The 21,634-nt window shown below is 55.9% G+C and carries 22 protein-coding genes and 1 pseudogene; 15 read left to right on the top strand and 8 right to left on the bottom strand.

All coding sequences use genetic code 11. The annotated features are described in order from the left end of the window. Positions 1-83 precede the first annotated feature (83 nt). The 4 genes from map to DQG13_RS06475 all read left to right on the top strand — a co-directional run bounded on the left by map (position 84) and on the right by DQG13_RS06475 (position 4,897). Complete coding sequence (map, locus tag DQG13_RS06490; protein ID WP_113018933.1) at positions 84-830, top strand: type I methionyl aminopeptidase; 747 nt, start codon at positions 84-86, stop codon at positions 828-830. 399 nt (positions 831-1,229) lie between these two features. After that, the gene (locus DQG13_RS06485; RefSeq protein WP_181592619.1) at positions 1,230-2,795 is read left to right on the top strand and encodes a sensor domain-containing diguanylate cyclase; all 1,566 of its coding nucleotides are present in this window, start codon (positions 1,230-1,232) and stop codon (positions 2,793-2,795) included. 15 nt (positions 2,796-2,810) lie between these two features. After that, positions 2,811-3,194: a VOC family protein gene (locus tag DQG13_RS06480; RefSeq protein ID WP_113018931.1), complete on the top strand. Its 384-nt coding sequence runs from the start codon at positions 2,811-2,813 to the stop codon at positions 3,192-3,194. Positions 3,195-3,319: 125 nt separating this feature from the next. Continuing rightward, positions 3,320-4,897, top strand: a complete 1,578-nt coding sequence (locus tag DQG13_RS06475) for a PAS domain S-box protein (protein WP_113018930.1) — start codon at positions 3,320-3,322, stop codon at positions 4,895-4,897. Between the two features lie 51 nt (positions 4,898-4,948). Here the strand turns inward: DQG13_RS06475 and DQG13_RS06470 are convergent, their stop codons facing one another. The 7 genes from DQG13_RS06470 to DQG13_RS31425 all read right to left on the bottom strand — a co-directional run bounded on the left by DQG13_RS06470 (position 4,949) and on the right by DQG13_RS31425 (position 10,177). Next, a complete protein-coding gene (locus tag DQG13_RS06470) occupies positions 4,949-5,290 on the bottom strand; it encodes a dehydrogenase (protein WP_258525491.1) in 342 nt (113 codons plus the stop codon). Positions 5,291-5,344: 54 nt separating this feature from the next. Next, positions 5,345-5,797, bottom strand: coding sequence for a cupredoxin domain-containing protein (locus tag DQG13_RS06465; protein WP_113018929.1), 453 nt, complete (start codon positions 5,795-5,797; stop codon positions 5,345-5,347). 306 nt (positions 5,798-6,103) lie between these two features. Next, positions 6,104-7,150, bottom strand: coding sequence for a FecCD family ABC transporter permease (locus DQG13_RS06460; protein ID WP_113018928.1), 1,047 nt, complete (start codon positions 7,148-7,150; stop codon positions 6,104-6,106). Next, entirely contained in the window at positions 7,150-8,205 is a 1,056-nt protein-coding gene (locus DQG13_RS06455; RefSeq protein ID WP_113018927.1) for a FecCD family ABC transporter permease, read from the bottom strand. The genes DQG13_RS06460 and DQG13_RS06455 overlap by 1 nt, the downstream gene beginning before the upstream one ends. 2 nt (positions 8,206-8,207) lie before the next feature. Continuing rightward, a complete protein-coding gene (locus DQG13_RS06450; RefSeq protein WP_113018926.1) occupies positions 8,208-9,209 on the bottom strand; it encodes an iron-siderophore ABC transporter substrate-binding protein in 1,002 nt (333 codons plus the stop codon). Between the two features lie 126 nt (positions 9,210-9,335). Continuing rightward, a complete protein-coding gene (locus DQG13_RS31830) occupies positions 9,336-9,512 on the bottom strand; it encodes a helix-turn-helix domain-containing protein (RefSeq protein ID WP_258525499.1) in 177 nt (58 codons plus the stop codon). Then, complete coding sequence (locus DQG13_RS31425) at positions 9,446-10,177, bottom strand: AraC family transcriptional regulator (RefSeq protein ID WP_258525490.1); 732 nt, start codon at positions 10,175-10,177, stop codon at positions 9,446-9,448. Before DQG13_RS31425 ends, DQG13_RS31830 begins: the two co-directional genes overlap by 67 nt. A gap of 249 nt (positions 10,178-10,426) precedes the next feature. Between DQG13_RS31425 and uptA the strand changes: the two are divergent. From uptA to DQG13_RS06425, 5 genes and pseudogenes are all read left to right on the top strand, one after another. Next, positions 10,427-11,014: pseudogene (gene uptA / locus DQG13_RS31420) on the top strand (undecaprenyl phosphate transporter UptA); the annotation flags it as partial. Between the two features lie 21 nt (positions 11,015-11,035). Continuing rightward, positions 11,036-11,518: a nuclease-related domain-containing protein gene (locus DQG13_RS31415; protein ID WP_258525498.1), complete on the top strand. Its 483-nt coding sequence runs from the start codon at positions 11,036-11,038 to the stop codon at positions 11,516-11,518. A gap of 33 nt (positions 11,519-11,551) precedes the next feature. Beyond that, complete coding sequence (locus DQG13_RS06435) at positions 11,552-12,115, top strand: thioredoxin family protein (RefSeq protein WP_113018924.1); 564 nt, start codon at positions 11,552-11,554, stop codon at positions 12,113-12,115. Between the two features lie 17 nt (positions 12,116-12,132). Beyond that, the gene (locus DQG13_RS06430) at positions 12,133-12,759 is read left to right on the top strand and encodes an MBL fold metallo-hydrolase (RefSeq protein WP_113018923.1); all 627 of its coding nucleotides are present in this window, start codon (positions 12,133-12,135) and stop codon (positions 12,757-12,759) included. 206 nt (positions 12,760-12,965) lie between these two features. Next, positions 12,966-13,220 carry a hypothetical protein gene (locus tag DQG13_RS06425; RefSeq protein ID WP_113018922.1) on the top strand — a complete coding sequence of 85 codons (255 nt, stop codon included), beginning with the start codon at positions 12,966-12,968 and terminating at the stop codon, positions 13,218-13,220. 95 nt (positions 13,221-13,315) lie between these two features. Here the strand turns inward: DQG13_RS06425 and DQG13_RS06420 are convergent, their stop codons facing one another. Then, on the bottom strand, positions 13,316-13,765 hold the full coding sequence (locus tag DQG13_RS06420; RefSeq protein ID WP_113018921.1) for an AbrB/MazE/SpoVT family DNA-binding domain-containing protein: 450 nt from the start codon (positions 13,763-13,765) through the stop codon (positions 13,316-13,318). A 268-nt stretch (positions 13,766-14,033) separates the two neighbouring features. Between DQG13_RS06420 and DQG13_RS06415 the strand changes: the two genes are divergently transcribed. The 6 genes from DQG13_RS06415 to DQG13_RS06390 all read left to right on the top strand — a co-directional run bounded on the left by DQG13_RS06415 (position 14,034) and on the right by DQG13_RS06390 (position 21,617). After that, complete coding sequence (locus DQG13_RS06415) at positions 14,034-14,369, top strand: hypothetical protein (RefSeq protein WP_113018920.1); 336 nt, start codon at positions 14,034-14,036, stop codon at positions 14,367-14,369. Then, positions 14,350-14,511, top strand: coding sequence for a sporulation histidine kinase inhibitor Sda (locus tag DQG13_RS06410; protein WP_113018919.1), 162 nt, complete (start codon positions 14,350-14,352; stop codon positions 14,509-14,511). Before DQG13_RS06415 ends, DQG13_RS06410 begins: the two co-directional genes overlap by 20 nt. Before the next feature lie 148 nt (positions 14,512-14,659). Then, the gene (locus tag DQG13_RS06405) at positions 14,660-16,672 is read left to right on the top strand and encodes a methyl-accepting chemotaxis protein (protein ID WP_181592618.1); all 2,013 of its coding nucleotides are present in this window, start codon (positions 14,660-14,662) and stop codon (positions 16,670-16,672) included. Between the two features lie 528 nt (positions 16,673-17,200). Further along, entirely contained in the window at positions 17,201-19,201 is a 2,001-nt protein-coding gene (locus DQG13_RS06400; RefSeq protein ID WP_113018917.1) for a methyl-accepting chemotaxis protein, read from the top strand. 466 nt (positions 19,202-19,667) lie between these two features. Further along, entirely contained in the window at positions 19,668-20,627 is a 960-nt protein-coding gene (locus DQG13_RS06395) for an ABC transporter permease (protein WP_113018916.1), read from the top strand. Between the two features lie 108 nt (positions 20,628-20,735). After that, positions 20,736-21,617 carry a carbohydrate ABC transporter permease gene (locus DQG13_RS06390; protein ID WP_113018915.1) on the top strand — a complete coding sequence of 294 codons (882 nt, stop codon included), beginning with the start codon at positions 20,736-20,738 and terminating at the stop codon, positions 21,615-21,617. The last annotated feature ends 17 nt before the right edge of the window (positions 21,618-21,634 follow it).

Here is a 21,634-nt window from a genome sequence, read left to right as displayed (position 1 = left end):
CCTTATTTCTATAATCTGTCTTGGGGCGCAGCCCCTAACAAAGCGGTCTACCCCAGTATAACGAAAAAAAGGAGTCTGCCAAGATGATTATTCTGAAGACAAAAGAAGAAATCGCGAACATGCATGCAGCGGGACGGATTTTGGCCGCCTGCCACCGCGAGATAGAAAAGATGATCCGCCCGGGGCTTACCACCTGGGAGATTGACCAGTTTGCCGAACGCTTCATGAAGGAGCATGGCGCCACCCCGGAGCAAAAGGGCTACCACGGCTACAAATACGCCACCTGCGCCTCGGTAAACGATGTGATCTGCCACGGCTTCCCCAAGCAGGAGCCGCTTGCCGACGGGGATATCGTCACCATCGATATGGTGGTGAATCTCAACGGCTGGCTGGCGGATTCCGCCTGGTCCTATGCCGTGGGCAACGTCAGCGAACAGGCGCGGAGGCTCCTGGAAACCGCCAAGGAGGCGCTGTACCGGGGCATTGCCCAGGCGGTTGCCGGCAACCGGATCGGCGATATTTCCAATACCATCCAAACCTTTGCGGAGACCGAGGGGTACTCCGTTGTGCGGGATTTTATCGGCCACGGCATCGGTAAAGAGATGCATGAGGACCCGGAGGTTCCCCATCACGGACCCAAGGGCAAAGGCCCGCGGATCAAGGAGGGGATGGTATTTACCATTGAGCCCATGCTGAATACCGGGTCCTATTATGCCAGAGTGGACGCGGACGGCTGGACAGCGCGGACAGTGGACGGGGGTTTGTCCGCCCAATATGAGCACACTATTGCCATCACCGCCCAGGGGCCTGTGATCCTGACAGAGCACTAGGGTGCCTGAACACCCGCTTGAGGGCGGCTTTCCCCGCCTTTTCGCCCCCAGCTATCGTTACTTTCCCTTGAGGCACCCCCGGTACGCCTGCGCCAAAGTGCCTTGCCCGGAACGAAATTTGGGCATTATCTGCTCCCCTCGGAGTCTTCAGACATCTCCTAAGCGCGGGGAAAAAGGCGGCCGGCGGAGCGGGCCCCGCCGCCGTCGATTGCCCGGGGCAGAGGCCAACCGTATAATAGGCATAAGCATATGCCGAGGATACGGGTACCTTGGGGGGGCCCCTTATGGGACATGCAGACCATGCATTTTGGCAGAAAAGTAGGTGAGCTATTGCTGGATCGATTATCTTGCCGTTTAGGGCTGCTCACCCTGAGGCAAAGGCTCCGGTTTTGGGTCGGCTTGATTATTGTTGTGCTGGGAGCCCTCATTCTTATCAGCACAACCTTAACGGAGGCGCGGTTCAAAACAAGGCAGACCGAACAACAGCTGAAGGATGCCATCAGCCTGCAAAGCTCTTTTATCGACCGCTGGCTTGAGGATCACAGCACCCAGATCGGCGTATTGTCCCGTCTCGTGAAGGGGAGGACCGGAGACAAGGATGAAATCCGCCGGATATTCAAAGCCTTTATGTCGGAGGAAGGGGAATATACAGCTGTTCTGTATGTGGACGCCCAAGGCCAAATTGCCGTAGACTCCCAGAGCCAGAGTCCCGACAGCAGCGGGGATGTCTCCGACCGGGACTACTTCAAGGAAGCGCGGGCGGGGAGAAGATTTATTACCGATGTGCTGATCAGCAAAAATTCCAGCAGACCTTTTGTGTTTGTCTCCTCTCCCGTAATGGACGGGAACAACGAATTCAACGGACTTGTCTGCGGCGTCATCCACATCGGCGTCCTGAAGAAGGTGATGAGCCAGTTTGATTTCGGCAACGCCGGGGGAACCTACCTGCTGAACCGGGACGGGCAGTTCATTACGGTCCCTTTGGGGGTGGAAGGGGAGCCTCTTAACCTGGCGGACACCTCTCCCATTGCCGGGTTGGCCAAAGCGGGGACCCCCGCCAACAAAGTCTATGTCAACTATGCCGGGGACCGGGTGATGGGCCAATACGGTTGGGTCAAGGACAGGGAGTGGCTGGTTGTCGCCGAGATGAAGCACAGCAATGTTTTTCAGGCCCTCTATACCGATATGCTGCTTATGGCCGTTATTGTTTTGATTATGCTGCTGCTAAGCTTTGCCCTCACCTTCAAGTTTACGGAAGGAATTGTCCGGCCCATCCGCCTGCTGCTGCAAGGGACAAGCACAATCCGGGCGGGCGATTATGACTTCCGCATTCCCCATGACCAGATTTCCTCGGCCCCGGAGGAGCTCCAGCAGCTGTGCGAAAATTTTAATCTCGCCGGAAAAAAACTGAAGTCCACCATTCAAATGCTGGAATTGACGGCAGTAGTGGACGAGCTGACGGAGGTGTACAACCGCAGGTATATTCTGACCGAAGGGCCGCGTCTTGTGGAAACCTGCAGCCGGGCGGGGCAGCCCTGCTCCATTCTGATGATGGATATCGACTATTTCAAAAAGGTGAATGACACCTACGGCCATCTGGTGGGGGACCGGGTGATCATCCATGCCGCTTCCCTTCTCATGTCCTGCGTCCGCTCCTGCGACATGGTGTCCCGCTACGGCGGCGAGGAGTTTCTGGTGCTGGCGCCCAATGCGCCGGCGGCCGGCGGCGGAGTGGAGCTGGGGAACCGGATCTGCCGGATGTTCCGGGACCAGCCGTACCGGGAGGAAGGGCTGGAAATCCCCCTTACCGTCAGCATCGGCGTCGCCGATTACCGGGCGGACTACAGCTTCGGCAGATCCACGCTGGAGGATATGATCTCCAGAGCGGACCAGGCCTTGTACAAGGCCAAACGCAACGGAAGAAACCGGGTGGAGCTGTTAAAGGACTCCCAAAAACAAATATAAAATGGAGGATGCAAAATGATTAAAAAATTGGAGCATATCGGCGTATACGTCAACGACATGGATGAATCCATCAAGTTCTACACAGAGGTGCTGGGCCTCCGCCTGGCTGCCCGCAAACGGCTGGATAACGGTGTGGAGCTGTCGTTTCTTTCCTTTGCGGATCATCCCGAAACAGAGATTGAGCTGATCGGCAGAGGCACGGAGGGGATGCCGGACAACGGCATTGTCCATCATATCGCCTTTACGGTGTCGGATATTGAGGCGGAGCTGGAGAGGCTTTCCGGCTTGGGCATCCGGCTGTTGGATGAGACACCCCGGACGATTCTCGGCGGAACCCGGATCGCCTTCTTTTTCGGTCCCAACGGGGAGCGTCTGGAGCTGTTCCAGCCTGCACAATAAGGGGAGGGAATGGAGAGAGTGGGCCAAAAGTTTTCCATCCCGTGAAGATGTGAAGGAATCCGGAAAAAAAGGAAGAAATATTTAATAAGAATGTCCTCCACAATCCCTGATCGGGGGAAAGACCCATGACCCATTTATTTCGCCGCCGGAAGTCGCCATTGTATCTTTCCGGACTCGTCTCCTGCCTTTTGATCCTTGTCAACGGCCTTGCGGCCTCCATATTGGGACTGCTCCTTCATTCCGGCTATTCAAGCTGGGACAGGGAGCTGCAATGGTATTTGGCGTTATCCGATTTTCTCTCCATAGCGGCCCTGATTCTGGGAGCGCTGCTGACTGTCCGTTTGCCGGGGGAAGGGGCCGGTTCTTTCGCGGAGGTCCGGCAGCAGAAAGGCTCCGCCGGGCGTGTGCTCCCGGCTTTGTGCGCCGAAGAGAGCGCCGCCGCGGCGGCGCCGGAGACTCTTTCCGTACCGGAAGCCCCCTCCCATTATCTGGCCATGGCGCTGGAGCGGGATACGGACGCTGCCGGGAGGCTGCGGATGGTGGAAAGCCTGAGAAGGGCCAATATTTTCTGGAGCTCCCTGATTGAGCACAGCACGGACGCCATTTATCTGACGGACCTGGAAGGCAATATCCAGCGCGCCAATCCGGCCTTTGAGGCGCTGTACGGCTACAGGGAGGAGGAAGTGACAGGCTCCCTTCAGCCCTTTATGCAGGATAAGGAAGCGGCGGAGTTTATGGAGCTGATCCGCAAGGTCAAAAACGGGGAAGAGGTGAGCGGATACGAAACCATCCGCAAAACCAAGGATGGCCAGGAGATTCACATTAGTCTGACCCTGTCCCCCGTCCGCCTGGATGACGGGGAGCCGGTGGCGCTGGCGGCGATCTGCCGCAATATTACCGAGCGCAAGGAAACGGAGGAGCTGCTCCGGCGCTCCGAGAAGCTGTCGGTAATCGGCCAGCTTGCCGCCGGTGTGGCCCACGAAATCCGCAATCCGCTGACCACGCTGCGCGGCTTCGTCCAGCTGTTCAAGCAGCGCCAAACGGGAAACCAGGAGTATCTGGATCTGATGCTGGAGGAAGTGGAGCGGATCAATCTGATTGTCAGCGAATTCATCATTCTCTCCAAGCCTCATCTAAACCAGTTTATGTTTAAGGACCCGTGGGAGCTGATCGAGGATACGCTGCGTGTTCTCCAGCCCCAATCCCACATGAGCGGCGTCCGGCTCGAGGCCGGGGTGGAGCGGAACCTGCCCCGGATACTCTGTGAGGAAAATCTTGTCAAGCAGGTGTTTCTGAACATTATCAAAAACGGAATGGAATCCATGCCCGAAGGGGGAGTAATGAGGATTGAAGCGGCGGCCGAGGGTCAGGAGCGGATCAGGTTCAGGTTTACAGACCATGGAGCCGGCATTTCTCCGGATATGCTGCGGCGGTTGGGGGAGCCGTTCCTGACCAGCAAGAAAAACGGCACCGGCTTGGGAATTATGGTCAGCCAGCAGATTATTGCCAATCATAAGGGAAGGCTGCATATTGACAGCGAGCTGGGGAGAGGCACCTGCGTGGACATTATTCTGCCGGTGAATTTCCGCCAGCATTCCGAGGACCTGGCTGAAGAGAGTGAAGCCGCGGAGCCGGAGGATGAGATCACGGTTCAGACCTGTCCCCCTCATACTACCCTTACCGGCGGAGGGCAGCGGACATGAATGAAGCGGGCAGCGCCACGGCGGCATGCCCGCTTTCCTTGTGCTCCGGGCTTATCCGCCGAAGGAATCGCGGAACGCCCGGTTCAGCTCCGCCTCGTCCACCTGCCATAATGGGGCGATGGAGGGGCTGACCTCCTTTTCCCACCAGTCCGCCAGGAGCTTGCGGTTGCTCCCGTTCTCCACAATCCACAGCAGATTCAGCGCTACCTTCCTGAAATACAGCTCCTCCGCTTGCTTCAGGGGTTCGGGGGCAATATAGGCTTTCAGCCTCTTGATGGTCCGGTACAGCTCCTTTTGGCAGGAGCGGCGTATTTGACGGGCAGTGGGAAGAGGCTTTTCGTGCTTGGCGTTGCGCATGGGATTGGTTTGCATGGATACCACCAGCCTACTCATAACTTGGAAGTCATGAGTATTGTATGCGGCTGACCGTCAATGGGCGACTGGCGCTTAATCCACGACAATGTATCCGATCATCGGCCCGTTGTGGTTTTTGTCGGGATGTGTCAGGCAAATAAGCCGGTAGACGCCCTCCTTGGCGGCCTGGAAGGTTACGGTAGTTTCTTTGCCCTTTTTGACCTCTCCCTTAATGCGGGTGCCCTCGATATAGAAGGGATGGCTGTCTCCGTTGACGCCGTACAGCACCAGGTTGACTTCCTCTCCTTTTTCCACAAAGACAGTGCCCGGGTCCCACCGGTATGCTTCGATGGCAGTGCCGTCCTCCAGGACGGACTTGGCTTCTGTCGTCACCATATGAATGGTTCTGGGGCCTTCTGGCTGCCCGTCAACCATCCGGTCGCCGGAGCGGTGGAGCAGCGGGAACAGCAGCCCTCCCGCTAGAATGATCAAGGCCAGCCCGCCCAACCACAGATGCCGCCGCTTCAAAATAAATACCTTCGACATATCGCTCACGCTCCCGTACATGTGTGTCCGGGTTTGCCCGCCCGCCCTGTTCTGCGGCCGGGGCAAGTCCCATGCTGATGCATATGCGCGCCGGAAGCGGGATAGTACGGGCTGCCGAAGAAGCAACGGAGCAGTTTCACCTATCCGGTTGGTATCGTTCCCGGGAGCGATGACGGCGGGCAGCAAATGTCTTCTACTGCTGTCATCGGCTGCTTTTTGAGTGAAATAGCAGACATTTTATACCCGTTAAAGGGGAAAATGTTTAAAAAAGAGCCGGTGCGGCCAAGCCCGCCAATACCTGCTTGGTCAGGATTTGCTCCTGGCCAGCAGGTACATGAAGTACGGCGCTCCGATAATGGCCACCATGATGCCCGTTGGCACCTCCAGAGACTGGAGGATGCCGCGGGCTATTGTGTCTGCCAGCAGCACCAGCACACCGCCTGCAAGAGCACAGGCGGGAAGCAAGATCCGGTGGACCGGGCCAACCAGCCTCCGGGCCAGATGCGGCGCGATCAGGCCAACGAAGCTGATGCTGCCGCTAATGGCCACACAGGTGGCCGCCAGCGCCACAGCCGCCGCCAGCAAGCTCCGCCGCTGCCGCTCCACCCGGGCGCCAAGCCCTCCGGCTGTGGCGTCTCCCAGGCTCAGCACATCCAGCCCGCGGGCTTGGGACAGCACATACGGGAACAGAACGGCAAGCCATGGCAGCAATGCCAATACAAACCGCCAATTGGCCCCCCACATATTGCCCGCCTGCCAATTGGCCACAAACGTGAACTGAGTATCATCCAGCTTGATCACAAGAAGGAGCATAACAGCAGTGATACCCGCCTGCACGGCCAAGCCGATAAGGATCAGGCGGATCGGGGCAATGCCCTCCTGTCGTTTGTAGGAGAGCACATAAATGAGCACAGCCGCCGCCCCGGCCCCAAGCATGGCATACAGAGGCAGGGTAAATGCGGCAAAAACGGACTGCCCGCCAAAAAACAGAATAAACACCACCACGCCCAAGCCCGCTCCCGCGTTGATTCCCAACAAGCCGGGGTCTGCCAGCGGATTCCGGGCCACTCCCTGAATGATGCAGCCGGACAGCGCCAGTCCCGCTCCCACGAGGATGGCAATGATGATCCGGGGCAGGCGGAGCTGGAACAAAATCAGCGCTTCCTTATCGCTGCCGCCGCCAAACAAGGTACGCAGCGTATCCAGCGGCGAGAGCTTGGAATAACCCGTATTCATGCTGATCATAAAACAAAGCAAAAGCAGCGCCGTGATGATGAGCAGGATGCAGGCATTCCGGGCGGCGGCTTTTTTCCGGAACCGGTCATGTTCATGGCGGTTGAGCTTCAGCTCCATTACAGCGCCCTCCTTTCCTTGCGGGCCAAGTGCAGGAAGAAGGGGACGCCAACCAGGGCAATGATGACTCCGATGGGAGTTTCAAACGGGGGATTGAAGGTCCTTGCCCCCAGATCGGCCAGCACCACCAGCAGGCTTCCCAGCACTGCCGAAGAGGGAATGATCCAGCGGTAATCCACGCCTGCAAGAAATCTGGCGATGTGGGGAACCATCAAGCCCACAAAGCCTACCGCGCCAACCACAGCCACCGCAGCTCCGGCCAGCATCAGCACGATGGCCATACACAGCGTCTTCACCAGAAACGTGTTCATCCCCAGCCCTTGCGCCACCTCCTGGCCCAGGCTCAGGAGAGAAACGGAGCGGGACAGCAGCTGGGCCCCCAGCAAGGCGGCAATCACCCAAGGCGACACAATGAGCAGCTGCTCCCAGGTGGTTCCGGCCACGCCGCCCACGGTCCAGAACATAATATTTTGCGCCACATCATAATACAGGGCAATGCCCTGGCTCAGGGCGGCCAGCAAGGCGCTTACAGAGGCTCCCGCCAGCACCAGGCGCATGGGTGTGGCCCCGCTGCGGCGCATGGAGGCGATGCCGAATACAAGCACCGAGCCCAGCAGCGCCCCGGCAAAGGACAGCCCGATAATGCCCAGATACGGCAGCCCCGGGAAAAATGAAAAACACAGGGACAAGGCAAACCCTGCCCCTGCATTCAGACCCATCAAGCCGGAATCGGCCATGGGATTGCGGGTAATGCCCTGCATAATGGCTCCCGCCACCGCAAAGGCTGCGCCCACCAAGGCGCTGGCCAATGCGCGGGGCAGACGCAAATCCACTACAATCAGATGAAGCCTCTCCGCCGGGTTGAACTGAAAGAATGCCTTCCATACTGTAGCAAGCGGGATGTTGACCGATCCCTTGGCGACAGATACGGATATGGCCAGCGCCAAAAGTCCGCTGCCGCCGATGATAATAAGCCAGGCTGCCCACGGACGGCTATGGATTGCCGCATGGGCCTGCTGCTCCGGCTCTTTGTACTGTACCACCTGGGTGTCCATGCTTATTTCTCCAGACTTTTGACAATCTCTTCGGCAGCAAGCTGAATCGCCAGCGGACTGGCTGTGTTCAAGGAGAGATCGAGATAGTGAATATTGCCGTCGCGGACTGCGGCAATGGATTTCCATACGGAGTTGGCGGACATGGTGTCAACCAAAGCCTTGCAGTTGTTCACATCATCCTGGAAAAAGATGTAGTCGGGGTTCATTTCGGAGACGGTTTCCAGGGAAATGTCGGCCCAGTTCTCCGGATAGTTGGCCGGGGTTTTCAAGCCAAAGCCGTTTTCCTTGTCGTGGTAATGGATATAAACCTTAGAGCCCACTACGCCGAACGCTCCTTTGGAGGAGGGGCGAAGGAACACAAAGGTCTTGTCCTGATACTTGGCCAGCTTTTCTCTCGTTTCCTTGATCACTTGCTCCGTTTTTTGGACGAGGGACTCCGCCTCGGCTTCTTTGCCCAGAAGCTGCGCATAATCATTCAGGGTTTCCTTCCAGCTGCCGTAGTTTTTCTTGTAAACCACGGTGGATATTTTGCTCAGGCTGTCATAAGCCTTGTCATGGATTCCGGTCCCGGCAATGATGAGGTCGGGCTGAAGCTCAACCAGCTTTTCCAGGTTGGGCGACATGACCTGGCCCACATCGGTAATCGAGGCCATCTGCGGGTAGGGCTTCAGCGTTTCGAACTTTTCAACAGTGGACAATTGGGCTGCCGCATACGGGTCCACTCCCAGAGCCAGCAGATATTCCACATAGCCAAAATGGAGCACCGCGATCTTCTGCGGCTGCTTCTCAATCACCACTTCTTTGTTCAGGCCATCCTTATAGGTGCGCGGCCAGGCTGCTTTTTGTCCTGTTCCGCTGTCTGCCGCCTGCGCTGCGCTTGACGCAACCGGCGCAGGGCTGCCCGAGCCGGTCACCGCAGATTGATTGTCTTCTTTGCCGCCGCATCCCGCCAATAGCCCGGCGAATAGCAGGCCTGCCGCAATAAATCCCCGCCATGATTTCATTTGTCCATTCCTCCACGATAATGACTGTAACAATGATTATCATTCTCATTGATAACAGACAGTATAGCAGAAGGAAATCCCTGTTGGGAATGGACGTAATTCCATAAAGATGGACTTTTGCGGCTGTTATCCCGGCGGCAGCATACTGTTGCGCTTGACATGGTTCCGGTACTCCGTCGGAGACAGACCGGTCTGCTTTTTGAAAAAACGGCTGAAATAATAATTGTCTGTATACCCTACCGACTCGGCAATATTGGAGACGGAATAGCTGCAGGTCCGCAGCAGTTCCTTGGACCGGTGGATGCGGCAAGCGGCAGATAGCTGATGGGGCTCATGCCGGTATGCTTTTCGAACATGTAGGCAAAGCGGCGGCGCTCCAAACCGGACTGCAATGCCATCTTGGCAATGGAGATGGGTTCGGCATAATGGTTGCGGATATACTCGGCGGCGCGGATGATGGCGTCGCTGTTTTCATCCTGAAGCTGCCTTTTGGCGGAAAACAGAATCTCCTCCAGAATATTCATAAACAGCGTTTTGGATTTGACGGCGGCCATTCCTCCGGGTACGGCTTGCGTTTGCAGGAGCTGGACCACCAGATCGCCTATTCTGGAATTCACTCCCGTATACATGGAAAAATGCCGGTTATACAGCGGCCAGCGGCGGGTTTCCTCCCGGGGAAGCTTGTAATGGATCAGCGCATATATCCAGTCCTCCTCCCCGACCACTTCCTTTTCCAGCGGCATGCCGGGGCCTCCGTGAACAATGATGCCCGGCTTCAATATATAAGGCGTTCCGTCTATGGTAAAGCGGGCGCTGCCCGACAAAGGAATCACGAAACCGCCGCCGGTGGCGCTGGTCCATTGCCCTGTTGCCTTGCAGCCAGGGGGCACCCTTGCGGTAAAGGCATCGGAAAAGGATACGCTTGCCCCGGCGTAATAATCCACAATCTGGTTGATCTCAATTTCCAATGGAGGTTCCACCTCGTTCCATCGTTATTGACTGGAATTATAACGTGGCGCTGCCGGTTTTCCAATAGCCTAACACGGTCCTGTCGTGACGAAATGTCAAATCTTTCGGATAAGCTTAAAAGGCCGGTCCTCCGATTCGTTGAATTGGGTACTAGCCGGTTTTGTGATAGAATAGGATAAATAATCCCCCCCAAAAGTGAAGAGAAGTAAATTAAAATGTCCGTCAGGACCGGAAAAGGTAGGATGAAGATGGGAGAGCTTGTGCATCGCATTCTGGAAGTCATTACAGGAATGGGCTATTGGGGCATTTTGATCGGCTTGGCCATCGAAGTGATCCCCAGCGAAATTGTGCTGGCTTATGCCGGATATCTGGCTTATCAGGGCCAGATCAACATGGTGGAGGCAGTCATCTTCGGCACCATCGGCTGTCTGCTCCAGCAGATTGTGCTTTATGCCATCGGTATTTACGGAGGAAGGCCCTTCGTGGACAAATACGGCAAATACCTTCACATCAAACCCAAGCATATTGATTTGACCGAAGGCTGGTTCAAGAAATACGGCGCAGGCGTCGTCTTCACCTCCCGGTTTATTCCGGTGGTGCGCCAGGCCATCTCCATTCCTGCCGGCATCGCCAGAATGAATCTGGCCAAGTTCCTGATCTACACCGGGCTGGCCTCCGTCCCGTGGGCCGTTCTGTTCATTACCTTGGGCAAGAAGCTGGGGGAAAATTGGGAGAGCATCGACGAGAAGGCGGGCCCGTATACCCAGCCCATTCTCTGGACAGCTCTGGGACTGACGGTCTTATATATTCTATACAAGCTGCTGTTCCGCAAAAAAAGCCCCGCGGACAAAGCGGCCGTGGAAGCCGAAGGAACCGTCGCCGGCCAATTGAAGTCTATCGGCAGCGGCTACCGGGTGCTGCACGGCAGAGCCGTCCGCTCCAAAAGCGCTTCCCGGGAGTTTGATCATCTGGTAATCGGCCCCAACGGCGTGTTCCATATTGAAGAGAAGGACTGGGAAGGCAAAGTTACCTTTACAAGCAATGGAGCGGAGCGGGGCAAGGAAGGCCTTAAGGAGGACCCCACCGCACAATTATACCGCCATGAATTTGTGCTGAAGGAGCTTTTGCGCGACAATAAGCTTGAGGCGGATGTGACGGGGCTGCTTTGCTTCACTCATCCGGACTGCACCTTGGCGGGCAGAAGTCCGGCATTTGCAGCCGTAAAGCCGGACGGTCTGGTCCATGCCATTCAAAGCCATAAGGCCAAACGAACCTTGTCCCCCGGAGAGGTGGACCGGGTGGCCGGGCTGCTGGAGGAATCCGGCTCGCAAGGCCGGTAGAACTCCAATTCAATATGACTAGGAGGAGCGCATATGAGCAAAAATCTGTATTCTCTGCTGGGAGCGGGCCTTGCGCCGCAGCAATTTATCGACGGTATGGCGAAGAACCGGGAGAAGTTCCTGGAGTGGATGGACAGCTTCAACTGGGAGGCGGAGGAACGTGCTTACTTCGAATCCCTGCGCAACCGGGATGATCTGCGCTGTCTGATTCTGGCAGCCGAATGGTGCGGGGATGTAGTGCGCAATGTTCCGGTTGTGCTGAAGGCGCTGGAGCCCACAGGGATTCCGGTGCGGATGCTCATCATGGAGGAGCATCCCGAGGTGATGGACCAGTTCCTGACCATGGGGGGCAAGGCCATTCCTATTGTGATTTTTACCGATGCAGGCGGTTATGTCCTGGGACACTGGGGCCCGCGGCCCAAGCATGTGCAGGAGGCGATGACGGCCTTCAAGCTGGCCAATCCCGACCGGGAAGCGGCGGATTATCAGGAGAAGCTTGCGGAGGCGCGCAAGGAAATGGGACGCCGTTACGGAGAAGGCACCGCCTATCACAGGGTGATTGTGTCGGAGCTGCGTGAGCTCATCTCTTCATTTTAGGATTGGAGGACGCCGCATTGCTTAAGATCGAAACCATCCCCTTGGGACCCTTGGGGACCAACGCCTATTTACTGACCAATGCTGAAACGGGACAAGCGGTGGTCATTGACCCGGGCATGAATCCCCAGCCTTTGCTCCGCCGTGTGCAGAATCTGGAGGTAACGGCAATTCTTCTGACTCATGCCCATTTTGACCATATCGGCGGGGTGGACGAGCTGCGGAAGCTGAAGGGCTGCCCGGTTTATCTTCATGACCTGGAGGCGGACTGGCTCACCACTCCCAAAAAGAACGGCTCCCTGATGTGGCCGGAGGTGGGGCCGCCGATTTCCACCGATCCTGCGGAATACGCCTTGGACGACGGGCAAGTGCTGAAGCTTTTGGGTGAAACCTTCAAGGTGCTGCATACGCCAGGCCATTCTCCGGGAAGCGTGAGCTTTTTGTGGGGGGATATCCTGTTTGCCGGAGACGCGCTTTTCAAGCTCTCTGTAGGCCGGACGGATCTGCCGGGGGGACATCACGAAACGCTGATGGATACCCTCAAGAACAAGCTGCTTAAGCTGGATGACCGGATTCAGGTTTATCCGGGCCATGGCCCGCGGACCTCCATCGGTTTTGAACGGGCCAACAACCCGTATATCGAGTAATTATCATCATTCCCCCAAAAGTGACGGGATGCTCTGAAGCCGATTCCGGTTACTTTTGGGGGAATAAAATTGGACGGACGCGCAGGGAAGTTAGTCCACACGGGGGAGCGCCTATTTTGGCGGGAATGGGTGAATACCGTGTTTTCCAGTGATCTCCACCCATAGACTGTTGGTGTATCCCAACAAACTAAGGAGGTTCACCCAATATGAGTTATGGCAATGTCAACAATATGCCCCCCGTGGTTTCCCCTGCTTCCGTGAATGCAATGCCCAATGTCATGCCGAGCGTAGTGTCCAACGCAATGCCCAATGCAATGCCCAATGTGACGGTTACGGAGAACATCTACATGTTCCCCTATGCCAAACCGAAGCCTGTGTACAATGATGTCGGCCTGGTTCTGGTTCTGTTCATTCTGCTGGTGATCATCAGCCGCGGAGTCGGCTTCATCGGCAAGTGCTGAAGCCGGCACGGCCAAGAGCCGCTCTTCCCAAACAGGGGAGGGCGGCTCTTTCTTTTGCTGATTTGTGGATGGAGGGCTGACGTTTGCGCAGACGCTCAGGTATTGTTCAGTTTGCGCAAGAGCTGGCTGACATACCCCTGAGAGATCCCCAGCATCTCCGCCAGCTCCTGCTGCCGCAGATTGGGCTTCTCCCGGAGGATATCCTCCACCTGCTTGAGCTTGTCCGATTTGGAGCGGCGTTTGTCATCCTGGACCGGAGGAGCCTGCACCGGAGGACCTTGCTCCAGATTCCGCGTCAGCGCCTCCTTGATGCAGGATTTGCAGATCAGCTGGTTGCGGAAATGCACCAGGTCGTGGGAATCCATGCAAAACAGACAGCAATTGGACTTATATCTCCGGACAATAATGGTATTCTCATCCACAAAAAATTCAATGGGGTCCTCCAGGCGTATTCCCAGCAAATCCCTGGTCTCCTTGGGAATGACGATTCTGCCCAAGCTGTCCAGCTCACGCACGATTCCGAATGTTTTATAATTGTCGTCCATGTAAAAAACCTCCAATTTTATCCTGTATCAACAAAACCGCATTGCATCCGCAGCATGCCGTGGGCGGCGGGCGTTTCTTTTCAGCGCAATTCCAGCTTGCAATTCCTTGTAAAGAAGCCTGCAAAGCATGCGTCCGGTTGTATGTCAATGAAGCAGCTGCGCATGGTCAAAAAAGCCTCTGTCCCCATTCCCGCGTAGCCTGGCACCGCCTAGGGCGGAAGGATACGATATCTTGACTAGATTTTACCAAACTTAAGAGAGAATGTATATGGATAAGTGCTTTTTTCTTACCTTTATTCTCGTTTTTTTTGCGTGGGGTTGCAAGCACTTTTGCATGGATACGAATGTAAAATGTGCTGAACATTTAGCCGGGGTCATGTACAATGTGAGTATATATTTGGAAATAAAGGACGTGTCTGGGTTGGAAGAACTAACTTTTGATGAGCTTTTTTCCCAATTGTTTATCGACGCTGTGAAAGAAGAAATGGAACAGGTAGAACTTCCGGAGGCTTTTGTCATCCAATCTTCCTGGGAAACAGTGGCGCGTCACCTGGAGCATGTTCATCAGAGGGGGGAAAAGAATAATGGAATTGCTGAGCAATGAGGTGCTGGTTCATTGTTACCGCGATGCCGTTCGGCTCGGCCTGGAGCAAGCATTCATCGACTTGCTGGAGATGGAAATGAAACGGCGAAATTTGGAATGCAGCACGGCATACATAAACAACAACTGCAAAATGGGTGCCTGATATAGGGCGCTGGCCGGAATGTTTCGGTCAGCGCTTTTGTTTTTGCCATTTTCGTTGTACAATCTTCGATATGTGTCCTCTCATGACTTCTTGGGAGGTATTCTAACATCGGAGGGGGAATAGTAGTGTGAAGATTCGGAGTCTTTACTTGAAGTTGCTTGTTTTTCTGTTGCCATGTTTAATTCTTTCCTTCGCCTTGGTCTCGGGCATCAGCTATTACGTTGCCCACCGCTCCCTTTCAAAAAGTGTGGAAAACACCGCCTTGGCCATCGGCCAGGATTATAGTCACCGAATCCAGGGTTTCATCAATGAGGCCGTGATCCAGTCGGCGGACTTTGCCTCCGTGCCCGGCTTGCAGGATGTCGGCAACCTGTGGAATGTGGTTCATGTATTGTCCGACAACAAAAAGCGCTCCGGCTATTTGGAGAGCATGCTTTTCGTTTTTCCGGACGGAACCGGGGTCCGGTCTGACGGCACCTCCATGAGCATGGCGGATATGGATTTTTTCAAAACGGTGATGGAGACCAAACAGCCTGCCGTTTCCAGCCTGCAGATTTCCACAACCACGGGAAAGCCCGTGTTTTATGTGGCGGTGCCGGTTATGAACGGGGACAAGCTCAATGGTGTGCTGACCGGCTCCTTTGCGTTGGATAAGCTTGCGGAGCTGATGAAGGGCCTCACGTTTATGGAAAATGGCTACGGCATACTGGCCAATGCCAACGGTGATATTATTGTCCATCCGGCCATGCCGGAGCTGGCCGGCAAGCTGAAGCTGACGGAGAAGGAGATTGCTCCCGAGCTTGGCATCAAGCAAAAGGAGCTGGACAGCCGGCTTCTGACGCTGTTCAAATCCGCTGCGGATACAGGCGGCCAGGTGCGGGGCACATACAAGTTTGTGGACGGGGCTACCCATATTTCGGTGTTTACCCCATTTGATCTTCCGGGCGGCGGCCGTTGGCTGATGATGGTTACCGCGACGGAGGATGAGGTTAACCGGGAGTTGTCCAGCCTGGCAGTCAGCATCCTGGTGATCTCCCTGTTATGTCTGGTTCTGGCCTCCGCAGCCATTGCCTTCATCAGCCGCCGGATCGCCAAGCCCATCGCCGTAATCCGCGACGACTGCAAAATGCTGGCCTCCGGGAATCTGCAGGAGCAGGCGCTGAAAATCCATTCCGAGGATGAAATCGGCCAGCTGGCGGACGGATTCCGGGAAATGCGCACAAGCCTCCGCCACCTGATTACCCGGGTATACTCCCAGTCCGAGCAGGTGGCGGCCTCCAGCCAGGAAGTGACAGCCAGCGCCCACCAGTCCTCGGAAGCCGTCAATCAGGTGGTGGATTCCTTCAGCTCCATTGTGCAGGGTTCGGAGCGCCAGGCGGTTTCCGTCAACCGGTTAAATGAGGTAGCCGAGGATCTGTTCGCCCATACCAGCCAGATTGCGGAAGCCGCCGACAGCGCGGCGGAGGTGGCCCGCAAAACCTCCGAATCGGCCCACACCGGCTCCATTACAGTCGCGGAAGCGCTGGCGCAAATTCATGCAGTGGGCAGCGGCTCCGACAAGATCGGATCGGCCATGGATGAGCTGAACCGGAATTTTGCGGAAATCGGGAAAATTGTCGATATCATCTCCTCCATTTCCAACCAGACCAATCTGCTGGCCCTGAATGCGTCCATTGAAGCTGCGCGGGCAGGGGAGCATGGGCGGGGCTTTGCTGTGGTGGCCACGGAGGTCAGATCCCTGGCGGAGGAATCCAGCGGTGCCGCCGCCCAGATTGCGGCGCTGATCACCCGCAATCGGGCCAGTCTGAACCAGGCCTTGGCGGTGACCAAGGATGGCAGAGAGTCCATCCTCTCTGCCATCCGGCTGGCCGACGAAACCAACAATTCCTTCGGCCTGATCAAGGAGTCGGTGCTTGGACTGACAGAGCAGGTGGCCAGCATCTCCCAGGCCATCGGCAAGATTGTCCGCGGCGCCGAAATTCTGGCCGAGGCGGCCAACGAGACGGAAGAGACCAGCCATACGGCCCTGATGGAGTCCGCCGCCGTATCCGCCACAACCCAGGAGCTGTCGGCGGCGATGGAGGAAATTGCCGCGTCCAGCCAAAGCCTGGCGGTTTTGGCAGGCGAGCTGCAAGCGGAGCTGTCCAGATTCTCCCTCTAAACAGGCAATACCGGAAGCCGCCGGGGCGCTGTCCTTGGCGGCTTTTTTACCACATCAGCATGTTTAAGTTCTTACAGCGCTAAAGTGCGTAAGGTAAACATTGGGATTCGCGGTCACAGTTGGGCGGACAGAGAATCCGTTATTTTTCGGATTTGATCCGTTTTCAGATTTACACGGACAGACATTCCGCTATTTTGCTCCAGAAGGCATGGAAGCCCCCGCTTTTTCAGATTTAACGGATCGTGAGTCCGCGGGGAAGAAAAAAGGGCGGATTTTAGCGAAATAGCGGAACCACAGTCCGCCAACCCCAACCCCAACCCCAACCGTCTTGACCAACGCGCAGCTTCAAAGGATGCCGCAGGCGTTTTTCTGATCTGCATTTGCGGACAGAGGGGCCGTAAAGATGAGACAAAATGGTGAATATTGTCGAAATTTATGTGGGAGTACCTTACGATGTTTGCCGGAGGTATGGTAGAGTAAGAGAGTCGATATTCAGCGAGAATGCAATGACGAAAGGACTCCGCGCTTATGAGAAAAAGTCTTCGTTTGCAAATTTTACTCCCTTTTCTGGCTCTGATTATTGCCGCCAGTGGAATTGTTACCTATTTGGGTTATTATTTTGCCACCCGGATGACGGTGGAGAACCAATCGGCGGGGAATGAAACCGCTATGAATTTGCTGAACGGAAATTTGAATCTGTACCTGAAGGAGCACGAGCGTCTGGCGGAGATGCTGGCCGGCAACGATGAGCTTGTCCGGACCGTGCAGAACGGGGTGGCGGGCAAGGACAAGGCGGTGCTTCCTGCCGCCGTTCAGGATGCTTTCCGGGAGGCGCTAAAGTCCGACGATCAGCTTACCAGCGTATTCGTTGGGCTGGCCAACAAGGATATGCTGGTGGAGCCTGCGGTTGAGCTTCCCAGTGGCTATGACCCTACATCCCGGGACTGGTACAAGAAGGCGGCAGCCCAGAACGGGAAGACAGTGTGGGTGGAGCCTTATATCGATACGGCTACAAAAACGCTGGTGCTCACGGTTTCGCGGGCGGTGGCGGTGGACGGCAAGGTTGCAGGTGTGGTGGGAGCCGATTTGAGAATCGATTCCATAATAGGGCTGATCAACAGTGTCAAGCTGGGGGACACGGGACATGTATTCCTGCTGGACGAACAGAACAGGATTATTTCCCATCGGGACAGTGCGCAGATCGGCTCGGATCAGAGCGGCACGGAATTTGTGAAGAAAATGCAGGCGGCAGGAGCGGCCGGGACTGTGCAGTATGAGGGCGACGACGGCCGGAAGCTTATAAGCTATGCAACCAACGAAAGAACCGGCTGGAGGATTTCCGGCGTGGTCAGTCTGCGTGAATTTGAGGAAAAGGCGGCAGGTCTGCTCACTCCAAGCCTGATCAGCCTGCTGGCTGTGCTTGTTATGGCGGCGCTGCTGTCCTGGCCGTTGGCCCAGGCGATTATCCGGCCGATCCGGAGGCTTCAATCCGCCATGCTGGAATTCCGCCAGGGAAATCTGGCCGTGCGTTCGGGCATCAATAAACGGAACGAAATCGGCCAACTGGCTGACGGCTTCGACGATATGGCCGGGCAGATGGGCACGCTGATGGGCCATATCCGGCAAACCAGCGACCAATTGTCCGAATCCTCCCAGATTCTGAAGATCAGCGCGGCGGAGAACACCGCTTCTTCCTCGGAGGTGGCGGTAACCATGCAGGAAATCGCCTCAGGCGCGGGTGACCAGGCGGGAATTGTGGAGCATAATGCCGCCGCTGTCCAGGAGATGGCACACCATATTGAAGCGGTGGAGCGGGAAGCAGGCACGATGAACGGATTGACCCAATCCATGATGGAGGTAGCCGCAGTTAACGGCGAGCGCCTGGACAAGCTGTCTGTGCAAACCCGGGACAGTGTAGGAGCCGCGGCTTCGGTGACCGAAGCCATGCATTCCCTGGGGGAATCCTCGCGGCAGATCGGCGAATTTGTATCGGTGATTGCCGGCATTACCGCCCAAACCAACATTTTGTCCCTGAATGCGGCCATTGAAGCGGCCAGAGCAGGGGAGCAAGGCCGGGGCTTCGGGGTGGTAGCGGCGGAAATCCGCAAGCTGGCCGCCCATTCGGAGGAAGCGCTGGCGTCCATTTCGGAGCTGGTGGAGCGTATGGGGCGGAATACCCGCGAAGCTGTGCTTCTGACGGAGCAATCCGGGGAGGCGATGTCCAGGCAAGCCGTTGTGGTGCAGGAAACCCGATCCGGCTTTGTGTCCATCCAGGAGACGGTTCAGGCCAATCTGGAAGGAATTTCGCGGGTGCTGGCAGCGGTGGAAGCCCTGGCGGCGGAGAAGAACAAGATCAGCGCCAATACGGTGGAGCTCCAGGCGATTTGCCAGACCACCGCAGCCGGAACGGAGGAAGTGTCCGCATCCGTTCAGGAGCAAACCGCCTCCATGGAGCAGTTGAACCATCTGGCCCGCCAACTGGAGGAGGCCGCCCAAACCTTGTCCCGCGAGGTCAGCAAGTTCAAATAATGGCTTGGGGCAGCCCCCGGATGAAGAGGTGCAACGACGCCGTTTCACAGAAAAGGCAACGCATACGCGTTGTCTTTTTTTTATGCGCAAAAAAGCCTCTGATTTTCGTGACAATCCCCCCGCAACAGGCCCATCAAACAATGACAAACCCGAGGTTTCAAAATGAATGTCCTTGCGCCGCAAGGCTTTGCCGCTCCTGCGGATGGGAAAGGGCAGGAATGTCGTGCAGGAATGACTATGGACGGCAATAGAGACCGGAGGATAAGATGCAGGTGTAGCGAGGAGAGACGCTCAACAGAATCCCCCAAAAGTGACGCATTGCTCCGAAGCCGATTCCGGATACTTTTGGGGGAGCCCCCATTAACAACCTCCCAAAAGTGACGTGATGCTTTGAAGTGTATTGCGGAACTTTTGGGGGAGCCCCCGAATGAAATTGGCAATCCGACACAGAAAGGGAGAGACTGATATGAGCAATGAAGCTGCTGTGCCTCATGCGCCTGCCTCCTTGGGCAAGGTACACCGCCGGCAAAGATTAAGAAGGATCGTCCGCAACCGTTGGCTCTATTTTATGATGCTGCCGGGAATCCTGTATTTTCTGATTTTCAAATATGCCCCCATGTACGGCGTGCTGCTGGCCTTCAAGAACTACCAGCCGTTCCTGGGCTTTATAGACAGCCAATGGGTGGGAATGAAGCATTTCAGCCGGTTCTTCGGCGATCCGCTGTTCTGGCAGCTGCTGAAGAATACGATGATCCTGGCGCTGTACAACATTGCTTTTTTCTTCCCGCTGCCCATTGTTATTTCATTGCTGTTAAACGAGCTGCGGATGGAAGGGTACAAGCGGATTGTGCAAACCATGATTTATGTGCCCCACTTTATGTCCTGGGTGGTTATCGTATCCATTGCCTACCTGTTCTTTACTACGGAAGGCGGTCTGGTCAACGAAGCCATTGCTTCCATGGGCGGGGAAAAGATTCAGTTTCTGATGGCGCCCGGATGGTTCCGCGGCTTTATAACAGGCGAGGTTATCTGGAAGGAAACCGGCTGGGGCACGATTATTTTCCTTGCGGCGCTTGCCGGCGTGGATACCCAATTGTACGAAGCCGCCAGAATGGACGGCGCCAACCGGTTCCGCCAGCTGTGGCATATCACCCTCCCGGCCATTAAGCCGACCATCATCATTCTTCTGATTCTGCGGCTGGGCAACTTCCTGGATACCGGCTTCGAGCAAATCTTCCTGATGCTCAACTCCATCAACCGCGGCGTTGGCGAGGTGTTCGACACCTATGTGTACAGCATCGGGATTTCCCAAGGACAATACAGCTACAGTACGGCTGTAGGATTGTTCAAATCCGTGGTGGGCCTTATCCTGGTCTTCGCATCCAATGCCTTGGCCAAACGCTTCGGCGAAGAAGGGATTATCTAGTCCCCCAAAAGTGAAGCGAAGCTATGAAGAGAATTCCGATTACTTTTGGGGGAGCCCCCGGGGAATAACATAACCCTCAAAAGTAGACGACAAGAAGGAGAGAGCCTTATGGTTCAGGATAAATCAATCGGCAACAAAATATTCGATATCACCAATGTCGTGGTGCTGGGGGTCTTAGCACTGATCACCGTGATCCCCTTCATCTATGTTATAGCGGGCTCCTTCGCCACTCAGGAGGAACTGCTGGAGAGAGGGTTTATCCTCTTCCCCACAGAGTTTTCCCTTAGCGCTTATGAGTTTATCTTCTCGACCAGCACCCTGGTGAGAAGCCTGCTTGTGACCATATTCATTACCGTGGTCGGCACCCTGATCAACCTGATCTTCACCTGCCTGATGGCTTATCCCATGGCCAGAAGGGACCTGGACTTCCGCAAGCCGATCCAGCTGATGGTAATCTTCACCATGCTGTTCAGCGGCGGCATGATTCCCACCTTCCTGGTGGTCAAGAATCTGCACATGATCGACACCTACTGGGCCTTGCTTCTTCCCGGCGCCATCAGCGCCTTCAACCTGATTATTATCCGCAGCTTCTTCCAGCAGCTCCCCGAGGGGCTGGAGGAATCGGCCAAGATCGACGGAGCCAGCGATCCCGGCATTCTGGTCAAGATTGTGCTTCCCTTGTCCATGCCCGTACTGGCTACCTTCTCCCTATTTTATGCGGTGGGACACTGGAATACCTTCTTCAGCGCCGTTCTGTATATCAATGATTCCACCAAGTGGCCGATTCAGGTGCTGCTGCGCCAGATCGTCATCCTGTCCCAAGGCGGCAGCCTGGGAGACACCACCGCCTTCGAGCAGGATTTTGTTCCGCCGGATCAGGCTGTCAAAATGGCCGTCATCGTCATTTCCACCATCCCGATTCTCATTGTTTATCCGTTCCTGCAAAAGCATTTTGCCAAAGGGGTATTGTTGGGGTCCGTGAAGGGTTAAATTACCGGTAGCGGCGC

Origin of the sequence: Paenibacillus sp. YN15 (assembly GCF_003285005.1) — a bacterium.
In the GTDB taxonomy this organism is placed as follows: Bacteria; Bacillota; Bacilli; order Paenibacillales; family NBRC-103111; genus Paenibacillus_AR.
This window is presented reverse-complemented; position numbering and strand designations above follow the sequence as displayed.

Bases quoted from the DNA above. Each gene is read 5' to 3' on its own strand.
- DQG13_RS06395 (WP_113018916.1), top strand. From the start codon at position 19,668: ATGAGCAATGAAGCTGCTGTGCCTCATGCGCCTGCCTCCTTGGGCAAG.
- DQG13_RS06420 (WP_113018921.1), bottom strand. From the start codon at position 13,765: ATGGACGACAATTATAAAACATTCGGAATCGTGCGTGAGCTGGACAGC.
- DQG13_RS06400 (WP_113018917.1), top strand. From the start codon at position 17,201: ATGAGAAAAAGTCTTCGTTTGCAAATTTTACTCCCTTTTCTGGCTCTG.
- map (WP_113018933.1), top strand. From the start codon at position 84: ATGATTATTCTGAAGACAAAAGAAGAAATCGCGAACATGCATGCAGCG.
- DQG13_RS06480 (WP_113018931.1), top strand. From the start codon at position 2,811: ATGATTAAAAAATTGGAGCATATCGGCGTATACGTCAACGACATGGAT.
- DQG13_RS06435 (WP_113018924.1), top strand. From the start codon at position 11,552: ATGAGCAAAAATCTGTATTCTCTGCTGGGAGCGGGCCTTGCGCCGCAG.
- DQG13_RS06455 (WP_113018927.1), bottom strand. From the start codon at position 8,205: ATGGACACCCAGGTGGTACAGTACAAAGAGCCGGAGCAGCAGGCCCAT.
- DQG13_RS06425 (WP_113018922.1), top strand. From the start codon at position 12,966: ATGAGTTATGGCAATGTCAACAATATGCCCCCCGTGGTTTCCCCTGCT.
- DQG13_RS06415 (WP_113018920.1), top strand. From the start codon at position 14,034: ATGGATAAGTGCTTTTTTCTTACCTTTATTCTCGTTTTTTTTGCGTGG.
- DQG13_RS06470 (WP_258525491.1), bottom strand. From the start codon at position 5,290: ATGAGTAGGCTGGTGGTATCCATGCAAACCAATCCCATGCGCAACGCC.
- DQG13_RS06390 (WP_113018915.1), top strand. From the start codon at position 20,736: ATGGTTCAGGATAAATCAATCGGCAACAAAATATTCGATATCACCAAT.
- DQG13_RS06450 (WP_113018926.1), bottom strand. From the start codon at position 9,209: ATGAAATCATGGCGGGGATTTATTGCGGCAGGCCTGCTATTCGCCGGG.
- DQG13_RS06475 (WP_113018930.1), top strand. From the start codon at position 3,320: ATGACCCATTTATTTCGCCGCCGGAAGTCGCCATTGTATCTTTCCGGA.
- DQG13_RS06465 (WP_113018929.1), bottom strand. From the start codon at position 5,797: ATGTCGAAGGTATTTATTTTGAAGCGGCGGCATCTGTGGTTGGGCGGG.
- DQG13_RS06460 (WP_113018928.1), bottom strand. From the start codon at position 7,150: ATGGAGCTGAAGCTCAACCGCCATGAACATGACCGGTTCCGGAAAAAA.
- DQG13_RS06410 (WP_113018919.1), top strand. From the start codon at position 14,350: ATGGAATTGCTGAGCAATGAGGTGCTGGTTCATTGTTACCGCGATGCC.